15 protein-coding genes are annotated in these 17,126 nt (G+C 72.2%); 7 read left to right on the forward strand and 8 right to left on the reverse strand.

Annotated features, from left to right (window positions below; genetic code table 11):
* The first annotated feature begins 57 nt into the window (after positions 1–57).
* Positions 58–1,047, forward strand: a complete 990-nt coding sequence (locus tag ACIQFY_RS09535) for an acetylxylan esterase (protein ID WP_400339627.1) — start codon at positions 58–60, stop codon at positions 1,045–1,047.
* Between the two features lie 112 nt (positions 1,048–1,159).
* Positions 1,160–2,167, forward strand: a complete 1,008-nt coding sequence (locus ACIQFY_RS09540) for a helix-turn-helix domain-containing protein (RefSeq protein WP_326495630.1) — start codon at positions 1,160–1,162, stop codon at positions 2,165–2,167.
* On the opposite strand, the gene ACIQFY_RS09545 is transcribed toward ACIQFY_RS09540, so the two are convergent.
* Positions 2,125–2,697 carry a TetR family transcriptional regulator gene (locus ACIQFY_RS09545; RefSeq protein ID WP_326495629.1) on the reverse strand — a complete coding sequence of 191 codons (573 nt, stop codon included), beginning with the start codon at positions 2,695–2,697 and terminating at the stop codon, positions 2,125–2,127. The genes ACIQFY_RS09540 and ACIQFY_RS09545 overlap by 43 nt on opposite strands.
* A 118-nt stretch (positions 2,698–2,815) precedes the next feature.
* The gene (locus ACIQFY_RS09550) at positions 2,816–2,989 is read right to left on the reverse strand and encodes a hypothetical protein (protein WP_200884131.1); all 174 of its coding nucleotides are present in this window, start codon (positions 2,987–2,989) and stop codon (positions 2,816–2,818) included.
* A gap of 490 nt (positions 2,990–3,479) precedes the next feature.
* Here ACIQFY_RS09550 and ACIQFY_RS09555 point away from each other — a divergent pair, with 490 nt between their 5' ends.
* Positions 3,480–3,944, forward strand: a complete 465-nt coding sequence (locus tag ACIQFY_RS09555) for a DUF2231 domain-containing protein (RefSeq protein ID WP_400339630.1) — start codon at positions 3,480–3,482, stop codon at positions 3,942–3,944.
* A gap of 109 nt (positions 3,945–4,053) precedes the next feature.
* Complete coding sequence (gene katG / locus ACIQFY_RS09560) at positions 4,054–6,459, forward strand: catalase/peroxidase HPI (RefSeq protein ID WP_400339632.1); 2,406 nt, start codon at positions 4,054–4,056, stop codon at positions 6,457–6,459.
* 21 nt (positions 6,460–6,480) lie between these two features.
* Here katG and ACIQFY_RS09565 read toward each other — a convergent pair whose 3' ends face one another.
* The 5 genes from ACIQFY_RS09565 to ACIQFY_RS09585 all read right to left on the reverse strand — a co-directional run bounded on the left by ACIQFY_RS09565 (position 6,481) and on the right by ACIQFY_RS09585 (position 13,571).
* Positions 6,481–7,638 carry a GAF domain-containing SpoIIE family protein phosphatase gene (locus ACIQFY_RS09565; protein ID WP_326495626.1) on the reverse strand — a complete coding sequence of 386 codons (1,158 nt, stop codon included), beginning with the start codon at positions 7,636–7,638 and terminating at the stop codon, positions 6,481–6,483.
* A 164-nt stretch (positions 7,639–7,802) separates the two neighbouring features.
* Positions 7,803–10,175: a glycoside hydrolase family 3 N-terminal domain-containing protein gene (locus tag ACIQFY_RS09570; RefSeq protein WP_400339922.1), complete on the reverse strand. Its 2,373-nt coding sequence runs from the start codon at positions 10,173–10,175 to the stop codon at positions 7,803–7,805.
* A 182-nt stretch (positions 10,176–10,357) separates the two neighbouring features.
* On the reverse strand, positions 10,358–11,251 hold the full coding sequence (locus ACIQFY_RS09575; RefSeq protein WP_066652437.1) for a carbohydrate ABC transporter permease: 894 nt from the start codon (positions 11,249–11,251) through the stop codon (positions 10,358–10,360).
* Positions 11,251–12,270, reverse strand: coding sequence for a carbohydrate ABC transporter permease (locus ACIQFY_RS09580; protein WP_058728968.1), 1,020 nt, complete (start codon positions 12,268–12,270; stop codon positions 11,251–11,253). Before ACIQFY_RS09580 ends, ACIQFY_RS09575 begins: the two co-directional genes overlap by 1 nt.
* Positions 12,271–12,272: 2 nt before the next feature.
* Positions 12,273–13,571 carry an ABC transporter substrate-binding protein gene (locus ACIQFY_RS09585; protein ID WP_271826203.1) on the reverse strand — a complete coding sequence of 433 codons (1,299 nt, stop codon included), beginning with the start codon at positions 13,569–13,571 and terminating at the stop codon, positions 12,273–12,275.
* 158 nt (positions 13,572–13,729) lie between these two features.
* Here ACIQFY_RS09585 and ACIQFY_RS09590 point away from each other — a divergent pair, with 158 nt between their 5' ends.
* On the forward strand, positions 13,730–14,758 hold the full coding sequence (locus ACIQFY_RS09590; protein ID WP_326495624.1) for a LacI family DNA-binding transcriptional regulator: 1,029 nt from the start codon (positions 13,730–13,732) through the stop codon (positions 14,756–14,758).
* Between the two features lie 468 nt (positions 14,759–15,226).
* Here ACIQFY_RS09590 and ACIQFY_RS09595 read toward each other — a convergent pair whose 3' ends face one another.
* Positions 15,227–16,213: a helix-turn-helix domain-containing protein gene (locus ACIQFY_RS09595; protein ID WP_400339637.1), complete on the reverse strand. Its 987-nt coding sequence runs from the start codon at positions 16,211–16,213 to the stop codon at positions 15,227–15,229.
* 121 nt (positions 16,214–16,334) lie between these two features.
* On the opposite strand from ACIQFY_RS09595, the gene ACIQFY_RS09600 reads away from it, so the two are divergent.
* Entirely contained in the window at positions 16,335–16,781 is a 447-nt protein-coding gene (locus tag ACIQFY_RS09600) for a MarR family transcriptional regulator (RefSeq protein WP_326495622.1), read from the forward strand.
* Positions 16,782–16,942: 161 nt separating this feature from the next.
* On the forward strand, positions 16,943–17,095 hold the full coding sequence (locus tag ACIQFY_RS09605) for a hypothetical protein (RefSeq protein ID WP_175415895.1): 153 nt from the start codon (positions 16,943–16,945) through the stop codon (positions 17,093–17,095).
* The last annotated feature ends 31 nt before the right edge of the window (positions 17,096–17,126 follow it).

Genomic DNA, 17,126 nt, shown 5'->3' on the forward strand with positions numbered 1-17,126 from the left:
AGCGGTTCGACATCCCGCACGCGGAACAGCCCACATCACCTCTGCCGGAAGGACCCCATGCCGCTCACCGACATGCCCCTCGACCAGCTCCGCGCGTACCGCCCGTCCGTGCGGCGGCCCGACGACCTCGAGGCCTTCTGGACGGACACGATCGCCGAGGCCCGGGCGGCCGGCGCCGGGACCGAGCCCGTGCTCGTCCCCGCCACCACGCCGGTCACCGCGCTCGACGTGCAGGACCTGACGTTCCCGGGCTTCGGCGGCGACTCCGTCCGCGCCTGGGTCTCGCGGCCGGCGGGCTCGACGGGCGACCTGCCCGCCGTGGTCGAGTTCATCGGCTACGGCGGTGGTCGCGGGCTGCCCGGCGAGCGGGTCGCGTGGGCGCTCGCCGGGTACGTGCACGTCGTGATGGACACCCGCGGGCAGGGCAGCGGCTGGGGAACCGGCGGCGACACCCCCGACCCGCACGGGTCCGGCCCGAACGGTGGCGGGTGGATGGCGAGCGGCATCACCTCGCCCGCCGAGCACTACTACCGGCGGGTCTACACGGACGCCGTCCGACTCGTCGACGCCGTGCGGACACTGCCGGGAGTCGACCGTGACCGCATCGCGCTGACCGGCGGCAGCCAGGGCGGGGGCATCGCGATCGCGGCGGCCGCCCTGGTCGAGGCACACAGCGCGCCACTCGTCGCCGTGCTGCCCGACGTCGCGTTCCTGTCCGACTGGGAGCACGGCACCGACGTCGCGACCGGCGGCCCCTACCTCGAGCTCGCCCAGTACCTCGCCGTGCACCGGGACGCGGTCGACACCGTCTGGGACACCGCGGCGTACTTCGACGGCGTGAACCTGGCCGCAGGCATCACGGCCCCGGCGCTGTTCTCGGTCGCCCTCATGGACGACGTGGTCCCGCCGCGCACGACCTTCGCTGCGTACAACGCGCTCGCGTCGACCGACAAGCACATCGAGGTCTACCCCTACAACGGCCACGAGGGCGGCGGCCACCGGCACTGGGAGCGGCAGGCGGCGTTCCTCTCGCAGCACCTCGGTTGACCAGTCGCAGAATGCAACACTTTCCGATCGTCGACGTCGGAGTCGGCGCCGGAACGCCGCGACGCGCACCGCACCGCTGATCCTCGGCGAGGAGGCGCAGACTGGTCCGCGCATGCGAACCGATCTCCGCACCCCCACCGCCACCGAACAGCACGGCGCAGCGGTCGACGACGCCGTGGAGCTGTTCGAGGGCGTCTACAGCAGTCACGACATCAACATCGGACAGGCGCTGTCCGAGGGGTTCTCCTACCGGTACCGCGCGGTCGGCGACGACCAGGTGACCACCGCGACGTCAGCGGTCGCGGCGCACCGCTGGGGCACGATCAACCCGGGGGGCCAGTACACCCTGGCGTGGGCGACCGGGCCGGGCATGGTCCTCGACACCGACCGCCGTGACCGGATCACCATGCGGCCCAACGTCCCCGTGATGTACCCGGCAGGACGCCCGTTCGCCTTCGACGCCGCCCCCGCGGTCCAGCACGTGATCCGCTTCGACGGCGCCTTCCTCGAGTCCGTCTCGGCTGCGGTCCGCGGTGACCTCCCCGGCCCGCTGGACCTGCGCGCGGAGGCCGACCCGGACGCGCTCCCCGCACTGCGCCGGACCATCGCGGGCGCCGCCACGACCCTGTGGGACCCGGGTGCCGACCCCGTCGTCCGCTCGGTGCAGCACCGTCGCGTCGCCGAGGCCGTCATCGGGGCGTTCGACGTGACCGCTGCGTCCGGCGTCACGGCCGCAGGACGGGGATCGGTGCGGGTCGCGCAGGAGTGGATCGCCGCGAACGCGCACCGCCCGCTCACCACTGCCGACGTCTGTCGCGCCACCGGGCTCAGCGCCCGAGGACTGCAGGCGGCGTTCCACCGCGTCGGAGCCGCGAGCCCGATGCAGTTCCTGCGCGACGTGCGACTGCACCGGGTCCGTGCCGCGCTCGAGGCCGGGGACCCGACCACCACCACGGTCTCCGAGGTGGCGCAGGCGTGGGGGTTCGCACACCTCGGCCGGTTCGCGGGGACCTACGCCGGCGCCTTCGGCGAGCGCCCCTCGGACACGTTGCACCGCAGGGCCCGACGGGACACCGGTCAGTCGCCGAGCAGCGCTCCGACGGCGTCCACGACGACCTGACGGCGGCGCTGCGGCACGACCGCGGCGACCGGAGCGGACGCCTCGGGCCGGAGCGTCGACCAGACCTCCGCGAGCTGGACGACGAGCCCGTAGAGCACCGCGGGGCGGAAGCGCCGCGGGAGCACACCGGCGCGCTGTGCCCGCTCGACCTCGGCGACGGCGTCGGCGTACTGCTCGGCGAGCGCCTCGATCGGTGTCTCCGGCCGCTCGAGCCGGTGCCAGGTGGCGAGACGCTGCACCCAGGGACGCTCGACCAGGACGTCGTGCAGGCGTCCGGCCCACGCCGCCAGGTCGGCCGTGTCGAGCGGCGCGGCATCGTGCACGGCCGTCAGCTCGCTCGTCAGCAGCGCGTCGAACAGGCCGTCCTTGCCCCCGAAGTAGTGGAACACCTGCGCCTTGTTGCTCCCGGCGTCGGCGGCGAGGCGCTCGATCCGCGCCCCGCCCAGCCCGTGCGCAGCGAACTCGTCGCGGGCGGCGGCGAGCAGGGCCGCACGCATCGCGTCGGCAGCGGGGGGTGTGAAGCGGGCCATGCCCGACACGGTACCGATCCGCGGCCCGGTCCCGCAGGCGACGCGGCGACCGGAGACGCAACGGGAGGCCCGTGGCGGCGTCGCCACGGGCCTCCCGTGCGTCTCGTGCTCGGGTCGGCTACTCCGCCGTCTCGTCGTCCTCTTCGGGGTTGAAGTGCGAGTCGTCCCCGGCGAAGCCGGCGGCGACCCCCTCGGGGTGCGCGGGGATCGTGCCGTCCTCGCCGAGGCCGTCGGCCTTCTCGGTGCCCTCGGGGTCGTTGGTGGTGTCGCGGGGGTCGTGTGCGTCCGACATGGCGTGCTCCTTCACGGTGTGAGGAGTGCCACGGTACCCACGCTCCCCCGGGGTTCCCGGAGCGAGGGCGGATCCCGGACCTCCCGGTGCGGTCCGCGGCCGTGTAGCCTCAAGAGGACCGACACCGGGAGGGGCGTCATGGGGCACTCGGACGACGACCGACCGTGGGGTGACGACGCGTTCGAGCATCCGCGGAAGCGCGGGTGGTTCGCGACCGCGGTGAGCATCGTGACCCGCTCCGTCACGGCCGTGGGCGCTGCGAGGAACGGCGGCCAGTCGCCGCGACAGCTGCCGCTCGACCCACCGCCGGGTCGGTACGAACACCGCCCCTGACGGGGTCGTCCCGGTGTGGCGCTCCGGCCGCTCCGTGTGAGGTCTCGAGTGATCGCGGAGTGCGTCGACCGGCCTGCCGGGCGAGCGCGGTACCGGTCGGTCCGCTTGGCTGATCGCAGGTCGTCGGAACCACCGACGCGCGATCCGGAAGGCCACGATGGACTGGCAGTTCGACGGCATCCCCCTGCACCCGCTCCTCGTGCACCTGACCACGGTCTCGGTGCCCGTCGCGGCCCTCACCACGATCGTGACGGCGGCCTGGCCGGCAGCCCGACGGTGGCTCGCGGTCGGCGCGCCGGTCATCGGCCTGGTGGCGCTGGTCTCGGTGCCGCTCGCAACCTCGTCCGGCGAGTGGCTCGAACACCGCGAGCGTGAGACCGCGCTGCTCGAACGGCACACCGAGCTCGCCGACGGACTGCTGCCGTGGTCGATCGCGGTGTTCGTGCTGCTGACGCTGTGGTGGGGCTGGCACCGCTTCGCCGCCCCGCGGGTCGCGGACGCCGGGCTGGCACGAGCGGTGGGGATCGTCGGCCCCGTGCTGCTCGTCGCCGCCGGCATCGGCTCGCTCGTCGAGGTCGTCGTGATCGGTCACGCCGGCGCCGTGTCCGTCTGGAAGGGCTGACCGGACCCACCGGCGGGATGCGCACTGCTCCCGCCGTCCTCACAGCCTCGGGGCGGAGCGTGACGGGCGTCCCCCGCGTTCCGCGGACAGTCATCGAACAGGAGCAGCGTTGAGCAACGACAGCACGACCGGCACGCACGGCACCGACGACAGCGGGCAGCACGACACCGCGACCCCGCAGGGCGCGTCCTTCCACGGTTCCCACGGCCGGGACGCCGACGGCACCGACACCTGCAGCTTCCACATGGCCGGGTCCCTGCCCGCCGGTGGTGACCACCTGGGCGGGACGTTCGGTCAGGCACCGTCGTCGCTCGAGGGCTGGTACCCGCAGCGGCTCCGTGTCGAGCTGCTGCACCGCAACGGCGTCGACGCCGACCCGCTCGGTGCGGACTTCGACTACGCGGCGGCCTTCGCGACGATCGACCTCGACGAGCTCAAGCGCGACATCACGCAGCTGCTCACGACCTCGGTCGACTGGTGGCCCGCGGACTACGGCAACTACGGCCCGCAGATGATCCGGATGGCCTGGCACGCCGCGGGGACCTACCGGATCGCGGACGGTCGCGGCGGAGCGGGCACCGCGATGCAGCGCTTCGCCCCGATCAGCAGCTGGTGGGACAACGGGAACACCGACAAGTCGCGACGTCTGCTCCAGCCGATCAAGCACAAGTACGGCAACGCGCTCTCGTGGGCCGACCTGATGGTCCTCACGGGGAACTGCTCGCTCGAGCTCATGGGTCTGCCGACGTACGGCTTCGGCGGCGGTCGACTCGACGCGTGGGAGCCGGACGAGGGCACCTGGTGGGGCCCGGAGGTCCGGGACCCGCACCACGTCGAGAGCCAGGACGACATGGTCCAGCGCGACGAGCGGTGGCACGGCGAGAACGGCGACGCGGACTACGACCTGCAGAGCCCGCTCGCTGCCTCGCACCAGGCGCTCATCTACGTGAACCCCGAGGGACCGTACGCGAACGGCGACCCGATGGGCTCGGCGCGGGACATCCGCATCACCTTCAGCCGGATGGCCATGAACGACGAGGAGACGGTCGCCCTGATCGCCGGCGGCCACGCGTTCGGCAAGAGCCACGGCCAGGTCCCCGCGGCCGAGATCGGTCCGCCCCCGGAGATCGCGCCGGTCGAGGCGATGGGGCTCGGGTGGCACAACCCGAAGGGTGCCGGCAACGGCAAGGACACGATGACGAACGGCATCGAGGGCAGCTGGACCCAGGACCCGACCCGCTGGGACAACAGCTACCTGGAGAACCTGTTCGGCCACGAGTGGGAGCAGACGACGAGCCCGGCGGGCGCCCTGCAGTGGACCCCGGCGGAACCCGACGCCCCGCGCACCCCGGACGCCCACGTGCCCGGCGAGACACACGCGCTCATGATGATGACCTCGGACATCGCGCTGAAGGTCGACCCGGCCTACCGCGAGGTGTGCGAGCGCTTCCTCGCCGACTTCGACCTGTTCACCACGGCCTTCTCGAAGGCCTGGTACAAGCTGACGCACCGCGACATGGGGCCGAAGCACCGTTACCTCGGTCCGGAGACGACGATCTCGGACGACCTGCTGTGGCAGGACCCGCTGCCCGACCCGGTCGGCGAGCCCCTGAGCGACGCGGACGTCGAGACGCTCCGAGCGGCGATCCGGTCGACCGGCACCTCGGTCTCCGACCTGGTCGTCACCGCGTACTCCGCCGCGTCGACCTACCGGGACAGTGACAAGCGCGGCGGTGCCAACGGCGGGCGGATCGCGCTCGCCCCGCAGAAGGACTGGCCGATCAACCGGCGGACGGTCCCGGTCGTCGAGACCCTCCGCAGCGTCAAGGCCGCCTTCGAGCAGGACGGGAAGCACGTCTCGCTCGCCGACCTGGTCGTGCTCGCCGGTTGCGTCGGGGTGGAGGACGCCGCACGCGCCGCGGGTGTCGAGGTCACCGTGCCGTTCACGCCCGGCCGTGTGGACGCCTCCCAGGAGCAGACCGACGTCGAGATGTTCGAGTGGCTGCGCCCCGTCGCCGACGGGTTCCGGAACCACGTGTCCGAGCGCTTCGCGGACTTCGCCCCCGGTGTCGCTCCGGAGGCGGTGTTCCTGGACCGCGCGAACCTCATGACGCTCACGGCCCCGGAGTGGACGGTGCTGACCGGCGGCCTCCGGGTGCTCGGCGCGAACTGGGACGGCTCGTCGACGGGCGTCCTGACCGACCGCGTCGGCACGCTGACGACGGACTTCTTCGTCAACCTCACCGACACCGACCTGGTGTGGACGAGGACGGACGAGCACGAGTCGACCTTCACCGGCACCGTCCAGCGCACGGGCGAGGAGCGGTGGACCGCGTCGCGGGACGACCTGGTGTTCGGGTCGAATGCGCAGCTCCGTTCGATCGTCGACGTCTACGCCGGCAGCGACGGGCAGGAGCGGTTCGTGCGGGACTTCGTCGCCGCCTGGGACAAGGTGATGATGCTCGATCGCTACGACGTCAAGGGGCACCGCCGCTACGGCCCGATGGCTGCCTGAGCCGGAGGCCGCTGCGCGCGGTCAGGCCCGGCCGAGGACGACGACCGTCACGTCGTCCTCGGCCCGCTCGGCCGCACGCAGCCGCACCGTCTCGAGGAAGGCCTCGACGCTCGACGCGGCGCGCAGGGTCCGCGCGAGGTCCAGCAGGGTGTCGATCGTCCCGTCACCCAGGTCGAGCGCCCCGTCGCTCACCACGACGAGGGCGTCCCCGGGCTCCAGGACCGTGGTCGACGCCCTGCGCCGCGCACCCTCGGCGTGCAACCCCAGCGGCAGCCCGTGGGACCGGAGCACCCGAGGCGTCCCCGCCGCCGGCACGTGCACCGCCAGCCCGTGGCCCGCGTCCACCACGTCGACCACGCCGCTGACCGGGTCGAGCCGGGCGTGGAACAGTGTGGCGAAGGCGCTCGCGCGTCCGAGGTCCTCGGCGAGGGCGGGTTCGACGGCGGCGACGGCGGCCACGGGCGCGACGGTGCGGTGCTGCCGGAGGGCGGCCCGGATCCCCGCCGCGAGCAGCGCGGCCGGCTGCTCCTTGCCCATGACGTCGGCGAGCGTCAGCACGAGGTCGCCGTCGACGACCGACCAGTCGTGCAGGTCGCCGCTGAGGTCGCCGTAGGGCACCGTGGTGCCGGCGATCCGGTAGCCGTCGGGCGCGACGGCGCTCGGCGCGAGTGCGCCTGCGACCTCGAGCAGGCGGTCGTGGTGCAGCCCCTGGGCGAGCGCGCGCTCGGCCCAGTGTCCGAGGTCGATGAGCGCGGCGGTGTCCTGCGGCGAGAACGCCCGCGGTCGCGTGTCCATCAGGCAGAGCGTCCCGACGGGCTCCCCACCCGCGATCGTGAGCGGGACGCCCGCGTAGAACCGGATGCCGCGCCGTGTCACGCCCGGCAGGTCGGCGGTCCGGGGGTCGGCCGTGGTGTCCGGCACGACGGTCGGCTCCGTGTGCTGCACCGTCAGCTGGCAGAAGGACCACCCGACCGGTCCGGAGACGATCTCGTCGGGCACGTTCGGGGTGAGGGTGTGCAGCAGGTCGTCGTCGAGCACGTTGACGTACGACAGCGGCACGTCGAAGACCTCGCGCGCGACCCGGACGATGCGCTCGAAGCGCTCCGACGGTGGCGCGTCGACGACGTCGAGTGCCGCCACGAGCGCGCTGCGCACGCGTGCCTGGTCGTCGGTGCTCACGGGTGTCGTCCTCCTCCTGGTCCACCGGGGCCGCGGTGCGTGGTGGCGCACCGTGACGCGGTCCCCGTGGAAGACTCGTTCCACGCTACCGGCCGGACGTCGGAACGCACGCGGACGCCGCCGCGGGGTCCCTGATCCGGACACTCCACGGCGGCGTCGGCAGCTCAGACGGTCGTCCAGGTCACGGTGCGCCGGTCGGCCAGCGTGACCTCGTGCACGGCACCGGTCAGGCGCACGACCGCACGGTCCGTCGCCGACCGGGGGAACTCGTGCCGGACCGGTCCGTCCCCGGACGCGACGATCCCGCCCGTCTCCACCGGGCCTCCCGGCCGCGACGCCGCCGCGTCGGACGCGACCCACACCTCGACGTCCCCCGGCTCGACCACCTTCCGCATCGCGCGGTCGGTGAAGGCGAACCGCTGCACCGGCACGTCGAACCGCACCGTGACGCACTCCCCCGCCGCGACCGCGACCCGGGCGTAACCGAGCAGCTGCGCGACCGGGCGCGTGATCGACGCGTGCGGGTCGTGCCCGTAGAGCTGGACGACCTCGACGCCGTCCCGGTCGCCGGTGTTCCGCACGGTGACCGACGCGGTGAGCGCTCCGTCCGTGGACGCGGTCCCGTCCACCGTCAGGTCCTCGTACGCGAAGGACGTCCAGGTCAGGCCGTAGCCGAACGGTCGGACCGGCGTGGAGTCCGTCGCGGTGACGTCGGACGGTCCGCCGAGACGAGGGTGCAGGTACGAGTACGGCTGCGCGCCGGCCGACCGCGGCAGCGAGACGGGCAGGCGGCCGGACGGTGCCGCGGCACCGGTGAGCAGGTCGGCGATCGCGGTGCCGCCCTCCTCGCCGGGGAAGAACGCCTGGACGACCGCCGCGGGCTTCGGTTGGTCGCCGTCGAGTGCCCAGCCGATCGCGTACGGACGACCGGTCAGCAGCACGACGACGGTCGGCGTGCCGGTGGCGACGACGGCCTCGACGAGCTCGCGCTGCACGCCCGGCAGGTCGAGCGACTCGGAGTCGTTGCCCTCGCCGACCGTGCCACGACCGAACAGGCCGGCCTGGTCGCCGACGACGACGACCGCCACCGAGGACTCCCGCGCGACCGCCACCGCCTCGGCGAACCCGGCGCGGTCCTCGCCCTCGACCTCGGCACCGCGGGCGTACCGGACCCTGTCGGACCCGAGCGCGTCCTGCAGCGCCTCGAGCACGGTCGGGATCGCGAAACCGGCCTCCAGCCCGGGGTGCGTGGCCAGCACGTGGTTCGCGAAGGAGTAGCAGCCCTGCAGGGCCTCGGCGCGGTGGGCGTTCGGGCCGATCACCGCGACCGGGCCCTGCAGGTCGGCGCCCGGGGTCGGGGAGACGGGGGCTGCGGCGCCACCGTCGAGCGGCAGCACGCCGTCGTTCGACAGCAGCACGAGCGACTCCGCCGCGAGCCGCCGCGCGAGCGCCCGGTGCTCCGGCGAGTCGAGGTCGACGCCGGTGGGCGGTTCGTCCTCGAAGACGTCCGGGTCGAGCAGGCCGAGCCGCTCCTTCTGCCGGAGCACGCGCAGCACGGCGCGGTCGACGAGGGCCTCGTCGACGAGTCCGCTGCGCACCCGCTCGACCAGCGGCGCCAGGTAGGCGTCACCGGTCGGCAGCTCGACGTCGATGCCGGCGGCGAGCGCCGTCGCAGCGGCCTCGCCGCGGTCACGGGCGACGCCGTGCATGACCTCGAGGAACGCGACGGAGAAGTAGTCGGCCACGACCGTGCCGTCGAACCCGAGCCGGTCGCGCAGCAGGTCGGTGAGCAGCGCGGGGTCGGCGGCGACGGGGACGCCGTCGACCTCGGCGTACGAGTTCATGACGCTCCGCGCGCCGCCGTCGACGAGGGCCATCTCGAACGGCGGCAGGAACACGTCGGCGACCTCGCGCGGTCCGGCGTGGACCGGGGCGTGGTTGCGGCCGGCGCGCGAGGCCGAGTAGCCGAGGAAGTGCTTGAGCGTGGCGTCGACGCCGGCGCTCTGCACACCGCGGACGTACGCGGTACCGACGGTGCCGACGAGGTACGGGTCCTCGCCGATGCACTCGTCGACCCGTCCCCAGCGGGGGTCGCGGACGACGTCGAGCACGGGCGCGAGGCCCTGGTGGACGCCGAGCTCGCGCATCGAGCGGCCGATCACGGCGCCGACGTGCTCGACGAGCTCCGGGTCGAACGACGCACCCCACGCCAGCGGTGTCGGGAACGTCGCGGCCTTCCACGCCGCGAGCCCGGTCAGGCACTCCTCGTGCACGAGCGCCGGGATGCCGAGGCGGGTCTCGCGCTTCAGCCGACGCTGCTCCGCCCACAGCCAGGCGGCGCGCTCGTCGGGCTCGACGGGACGGGTGCCGTACACGCGGGTGTACTGGCCGAGGCCGTGCCGGGTGACGTCGGTGAGCGTCGTGCCCTGCTGGGCCGCGGCCATCTCGCCCTGCATCGGGGCGACGACGCCGTTCTGGTCGAGCCAGTAGCCGACCAGCTGCGCGGTCTTCTCCTCGAGGGTCATCGCGGCCAGCAGCGTGGTGACGCGGTCGGACGCGGTCGCGTCCGTGACGTGCCCCGGGTCGGACGGGAGGCCCGTGGCGGCGTCGCCACGTCCCTCCCGTCCGTCACGGGTGGCGGCGGGCCGCGGTGCGGACGTGCCGCGTGCCGCCTGGCCGTCGGTGGTGCCGTCGGTGGTGACCGTGTGGTCGAGCGTGGTCACCCCTTCACCGCCCCGGTCAGACCGCCGACGATGCGCTTCTGGAAGATCGTGAAGAACACCAGCGCGGGGATCATCGACATCGACGTGAAGGCGAGCACCTTCGCCGTGTCGACGGAGTACTGCGACGAGAACGCCTGGACGCCGAGCGGCAGCGTGTAGGCGGCCTCGTTGTTGAGGATGAACAGCGGCAGGATGTAGCTGTTCCAGCTGCCGATGAACGCCAGGATGCCGACGGTCACCACACCGGGCAGGGACAGCGGGACGATCATCCGGAAGAAGAAGCCGAGGCGGCTGGCCCCGTCGATCGACGCGGCCTCCTCGAGCTCGTCCGGGATCGCCCGCAGGAACGGCACCAGGATGATGACCGTCGTCGGCAGGGCGAAGGCGATCTGCGGCAGGATCACGCCCGCCAGGCTGTTCGTGAGACCGAGGTCCTTCACGAGCAGGTAGAGCGGTGTGATCGCGACCGTGATCGGGAACATCAGGCCCGCGGCGAACAGCGCGTACACCGCACCGCGACCCCGGAAGGAGTAGCGGGCGAGCACGAAGCTGACCATGAGCCCGAGCACGACGACGCCGAGCGTCGTGGTGACCGCGCTGATCGTCGAGTTGCCGAGCTGCTGCCAGAAGATCCCGCTCGACAGGACCGATCCGTAGTTGCCGAACTGGAACGGTGCCGGCAGACCGGCCGGGCTCGTCGTGATCTGCGAGTTCGTCCGGAACCCGCCCAGCACGATGTAGAGCACCGGGGCGAGGTTGGCGGCGACGAACAGGATCGCGACGACGTAGGTCAGCGGGCTCGCCTGGCCGAGTGCTGCGCCGGACTTGCGTGCCCGGGCACCGCGACGGCCAGGGGCGACGAGGTTGGTGGTGGCGCTGGTGACGGCCATCAGTGCTTCCTCTCGGTGATGGCGCCGGCGGTGTCCCGACGGAGCACGAAGTGCTGGTAGACCAGGGCGACGGCGAGCGAGATCAGGAACATGACCACCGCGACGGCGCTGCCGAAGCCGTAGTTGCCCGAGGTCCGGCCGTTCGCGACCATGTACGTCGCCATGGTCGAGGTCCCTGCGGTCGACGAGATGTACTGGCCCCAGATGATGTAGACGAGGTCGAACAGCTGGAGCGAGCCGATGATCGACAGGAACGCCCAGATGCGGATGGTGGGGCCGAGCAGCGGCAGGGTGATGCGGCGCTGGATCTGCCAGTAGCTCGCACCGTCGATCGCCGCGGCCTCGAAGAGCTCCTCGGGGATGCTCTGCAGACCGGCCAGGAACAGGATCACCGCGAAGCCGATGTACTTCCACGAGATGATCGCGAGGAGGCTCCAGATGGCGATGTCCGGGTTGGACAGCCAGTCCTGACGGAGTCCGCCGAGCCCGATGCCCTGCATCAGGTCGTTCACGGCGCCGTTGGACTGCAGCATGAGGCTCCAGCCGGTGCCGACGATGACCTCGGAGATCACGTAGGGCACGAAGACGAGCACGCGGACGAGTCCGCGGCCGCGCATCTTCTGGTTGAGCAGCAGGGCGAGGACGATGGCGATCGGGCCCTGGAGCACGAGCGACATCACGACGATGAAGCCGTTGTGCAGCAGGACCGACTGGAACGCCTTGTCCTGGAAGATGATCAGGTAGTTCTGCAGCCCGACGAAGTTCGTCGGCGGGCCGTAGCCCTGCCACTTGTAGAAGCCGTAGTACGCGGCGAGCGCCACCGGCAGGATGACGAACGTCACGAAGACGATGACCGCGGGTCCGGCGAGGACCGCGATCTCGACGCGTTTGCGCCAGTCGGCGACGCGCTGGGCGGTCCGCCGGGCGGGGAGCGGCGAACCGCTCCCCGCCGGGGACGTCCCGGGAGCCGTGCCCGACGCCTTCGCCGGGGTCGTGCCGAGGGAGGTGTCGAGCGCCATGATCAGCCCTTGGCCGCGGCCTGGTTGGTGGTCTCGACGATGTCCTTCGCGCTGCCCTTGCCGGCGAGCAGGTCGACGACGCTGGTGTTCAGCGCGTTGCCGACGTTCTGGCCGTACAGGGTGTCGAGGTACTGCGAGACGAACGGGGCCTCCTGGTAGGCGGCGAGGGCCGTCTTCAGGTAGGGCTCGGACACGACGGACTGCGCGTCCTTGTTGACGGGGATCGCGTTGAAGGCCTTGTAGTACGCCTCCTGGTTGTCCTTCTGCACGATGAAGTTGAGGAAGTCCGTGCAGGCCTTCTTCGGGGCCTGTGCCGAGCAGGAGTTGCCGTCGACACCACCCATCATCGACTTCGGGTCACCCTTGCCGCCGTCCACCGCGGGGAACGGGAACCACCCGAGGTCGCCGAGCGGCTTCGCGTCGGGGGTCAGCGAGGCGATCACGCCCGGGTCCCAGGCGCCCATGAGCTCCATCGCGGCCTTGTGGTTCGCCAGGAGTCCGGCCGAGCTACCGGCGCCCTGCTGCGCGGCGGTGGTGAGGAAGCCCTGGTTGAAGGGCTTCGTCGCGGTGAAGTCCTCGAGCTGCTGGCCGGCCTTGGTCCAGCACGCGTCGTCGAACTCGAGCGTCTTCGCCGCGTCGTTCAGCGTCTTCTCGCTGCACTCGCGGAGCGCGAAGTTGTAGTACCAGTGCGCGGCGGGCCAGGCGTCCTTCGCGCCGACGGCCACCGGGTCGATGTCCTTGGCCTTGAGCTTGGCGATGTCCTCGTTCAGCTCGTCCATCGTGGTCGGGGTGCCGTCGATGCCGGCCTGCTCGAACAGGTCCTTCGAGTACCAGATGCCCTCGGGGAGCACGGCGCCCGGCATGGCGTAGGTCTTCCCGTCCTTCTCGTACCCGGCGAAGGTGCCCTTGCTGATCGACTGCTTCGCGTCGTCGCTGATCGAGTCGGAGATGTCCATGAGCTGACCGGCCGCGATCATCGCGTCCATCTTGCCGCCGCCGCGCTGCAGGAAGACGTCCGGACCGTCACCGGAGTTGAGCGCGGTCTGGAGCTTGCCGTCCAGGTCCTCGTTCTGGATCGCCTGGGTCTTGATGGTGACGTTCGGGTACTTCTCCTCGAACGCCTTGACGGTGCTGTCCCAGTAGGCCTTGCCCGGACCGGTGGTCGAGTTGTGCCAGAAGGTCATCGTGACCTTGCCGCCGTCCTCCGACGGGTCGCTGCCGCCGGCGGAACAACCCGCCAGCGTGAGAGCGGTGGCCCCGACCAGCGCGATGGCTGCCGCGGCACGGATCTTCCTCGTCATCGTGGAACTCCTCGGTGTCGTCGTTGACGTTCGCGGCAGTCGATGCCGCTGCGGAGAGCGTGCCAGCTGCTCCACGGCCTTGTCAATCGTTATCGATAACGTTTTCTAACCGTGATGTGTCCGCTGGCGGAACGCTGTTGCGGCGGTACGGTGAGCACATGCAGACCGCCGTCGACCACACGCCCGGACCGGGGCGGGTCACGATCGCGGACGTCGCGCGTGCCGCCGGCGTCTCGATCCCGACCGTGTCGAAGGTGGTCAACAACCGCGACGGCGTGGCGCCCGCGACCATGCTCCGCGTCCAGGAGGTGGTCGAGCGCCTGGGCTACGAGACGTCCCTCGTCGCGCGCAGCCTGCGGAGCTCCCGCACCAACGTCATCGGCATCCTGGTCCCCGAGTTCGAGCCGTTCTCGACCGAGCTCCTGCGCGGCGTCTCGGCGGCGACCACGGGGACCGGCTACGAGCTGCTCGCCTACGCCGGACTCGAGGCCGGCACGGGGCAGCCCGGGTGGGAACGCCGCTCGCTCTCACGCCTGTCCGGAACGCTCATCGACGGCGCCATCGTCGTGACCCCCTCCGCCGCCCTGTCGGGAGCGTCGATCCCCGTCGTGGCGATCGACCCGCACACCGGGCCGGAGGGCCACGCGACCGTCGACACCGACAACGTCGCCGGGGCCCGGGACGCCGTGGACCACCTGCTCGAGCTCGGGCACAGCCGCATCGCCCACGTGCAGGGGCGCAGTGACCTGGCGTCGTCGCAGCTCCGCGAGACCGGCTACCGGGACGCCCTCGCCGCCGCCGGCATCGCGGTCGACGAGCGACTCGTGCGCGCCGGTGACTACCAGGAGGAGCGCTCGGCAGCCGTCGCGCACGAGCTCCTCACGCTGCCCGACCGGCCGACGGCGGTGTTCGCCGCGAACGACTCGTCGGCCATCGGCGTGCTGCACGCCGCGGCGTCGCTGGGGCTGCGCGTGCCCGAGGACCTGTCGGTCGTCGGGTTCGACGACGTCCCGCAGGCATCGACCACGACCCCGCCGCTCACCACCGTGGCCCAGCCGCTCGCCGAACTCGGCGCGAGCGCGGTCGCGATGCTCCTTGCCATGCTCCGCGGCGAGCCCACGAGCGACCACGTGCGTCTGCGCTCGACGCTGCGCGTCCGGAGCAGCACGGCGCCGGCGCACGCCTGAGGCGCGCGGCCGCTGCGCGGCGCGCAGCCGGCACCGCGTCTCCCGTCGGTACGGCGAGCGGGCCACATCCGTCACGCTCGGCGCTGCTGACGACCGATCGCACCCGCCCGACGCACGCCCGCGGCGTGTCGTACCCGCTCAGCCGTCGCGACCGGTCGACGGACGGGAGGCACGCAGCGACCTGGCACCGCGCCTCCCGTCCGGCGGTGCTCGCCTGCTGCGCGGCGGCGAGTCGTCCGCGGAAGCGACAGTGCGCCGCGGTCGGGAGACGGAAGCGTGTCGCTCCCGCGGCGCGGAGCTTCGCGGCGCCCGCGGCCGCGGCGCCTGCGGCCACGGCGCCTGCGGCACAACCGAAGGCATGTCGCGCCACGACGTTCCGTGGCGCGACGTGCTCCTGGTTGTGCGCGAGCACGTCGCGCCGGCCGGCGCGACGCTGGCGCCGTCGCCGCGCGACCCGCCGCTCAGCGCTCAGCGCCGCAGCGTCTGCTTCGGGTACTCGCCGAAGCGCTCGGCGTAGGACGCCGAGAACCGCCCGAGGTGCGCGAAGCCCCACCGGCGCGCGATGTCCCCGACGGCACCGGCCTGCGGTCCTGCCTCAAGGAGCTCCTCGTGCACGCGGTCGAGCCGCACGTGGCGCAGGTAGGTCAGCGGGGAGACGTCGAAGACCCGCCGGAAGGACTCCTGGACGGACCGCACGCTCAGCCCCGCGGCCTCGGACAGGTCGACGATCGACACCGGTTCGGCGGCGTGCGCGTGGATGTACTCCACGGCGGCCCGGAGCCGGGCGTTCCGCGGCTGCTCCAGCACATCGGGCAGGTCGTCGCTCTGCGGCGGGAACATGTCGAGGAAGACCTCGGCAGCGGTGACCTTCGCGTCCTGCCACGCGTCCGAGTCCGGTCCGCCGACGCGCAGCGCCCGGGACAACGCCGTCAGGGCACCCTGCCAGCGGTGCTCGATCGACTCGTCGGCACCACGTCGCGCGTCGAACCGCATCGGCCGGTCGGCGACGTCCGCCCGCGCCGTGGCGACACGTCGGACGAACTCGCGGTCGAAGTGCACCAGTCGCTGGTCGTAGTCGGCGGTGACGAAGCCGAACTCCTCGTCGGCGGGGAACATCACCGGGGTGTCGTGCAGCATGGGCCAGCGCTCACCGCGCATCTCGAGCTCACCCGTGCCGGCGCTGATCCACGTGACGACGTAGTCGACCGAGCCGACGGGCATCCAGCCCCGGATCTCGCCGTGCATCTGGGAGCGCCGGATGGTGACCTCGCTGTCCCCGATCGCGGTGTAGCGGTAGTCGAACCGCCCGTGGGACGGCACGGCGCTCCACCGCTCCCCCGCGTAGATGCCGCCGAGGTCGCGGACGGCGGTGTCCGGGCGCGTCCCGGACACCTCGAACCGCACCGGTGCGATGGTCTCCTCGGCGCCGAACGCCTCGATCAACGGGTCAGCCACGGCAGGTCCGTCGGCGTGGATCTGTCCAGATGGCGCATGCTTCCTCGTTATCCGGATACGGTTCTGGGGTGGGTGCCGCGTAGTGTCGCGCACGACCGATGCGCACGGAGGGGGCGATCACGTGAGTGAGATCGACCTGACGGCGGCGATCACCCGGCTCGAGGCCGCGATGGGTGCCCTCCGCGGCCGACTGCGCGAACGCCTCTCCGTCTCCGGCTCGGACCTCACGGTCCTGCAGTTCGTCGCCCGCGCCGCTGCGGCCGACCGGACGGTCCGGGTGAAGGACCTCGTGTCGCACCTCGGCCTGACGGGCCCGGCGGTCACCGGGACGGTCGACCGGCTCGAACGCGCCGGGCACCTGTGCCGCGTGCCGAACCCGGAGGACGGCCGCAGCCGGTTCATCGAGCTGACGCCGGAGACACAGCGCGCCTACGCCGCGGCGATGGACAGCACGAACGAGCACCTGCACGAGCTCCTGTCCTCCTTCTCCGAGCGCGAGACCTCGCGGTACGTCCGCGTGATCGATCGTGTGATCGAGGCGCTCGAGTACGGCGCTCCGACCCCCTGACGGCAGGCTACGGGCGGCCGAGGACCCTGCTCGAACGTTTGTCCAACAAGCGCAGTTAGGTAACTTCCCGACCTATCTTGCCGGACGCGGAGCCGCCGTGCCCGTACCGTCGCCACTGGGTACCCCCACACGGGGGTGGATCAGGGAAACGGGGAGGAACCATGGGTTCGTACCAGTCCGAGCCGGGCATCGACCCGGTGCGCATCGAGACGTTCCGCCGGATGCGCAAGCGGTGGAAGTACGGCGAGCTGCAGGACGTGAACGGCCTGTACGCCGACTTCTTCACCGACACCGCCCGCGACCGACGTCGCTGACGGCACGGCACCGTCCGGGCCGCGACGAGCG

The sequence above is a fragment of the Curtobacterium sp. NPDC092190 genome, from assembly GCF_044755625.1.
GTDB lineage: Bacteria > Actinomycetota > Actinomycetes > Actinomycetales > Microbacteriaceae > Curtobacterium.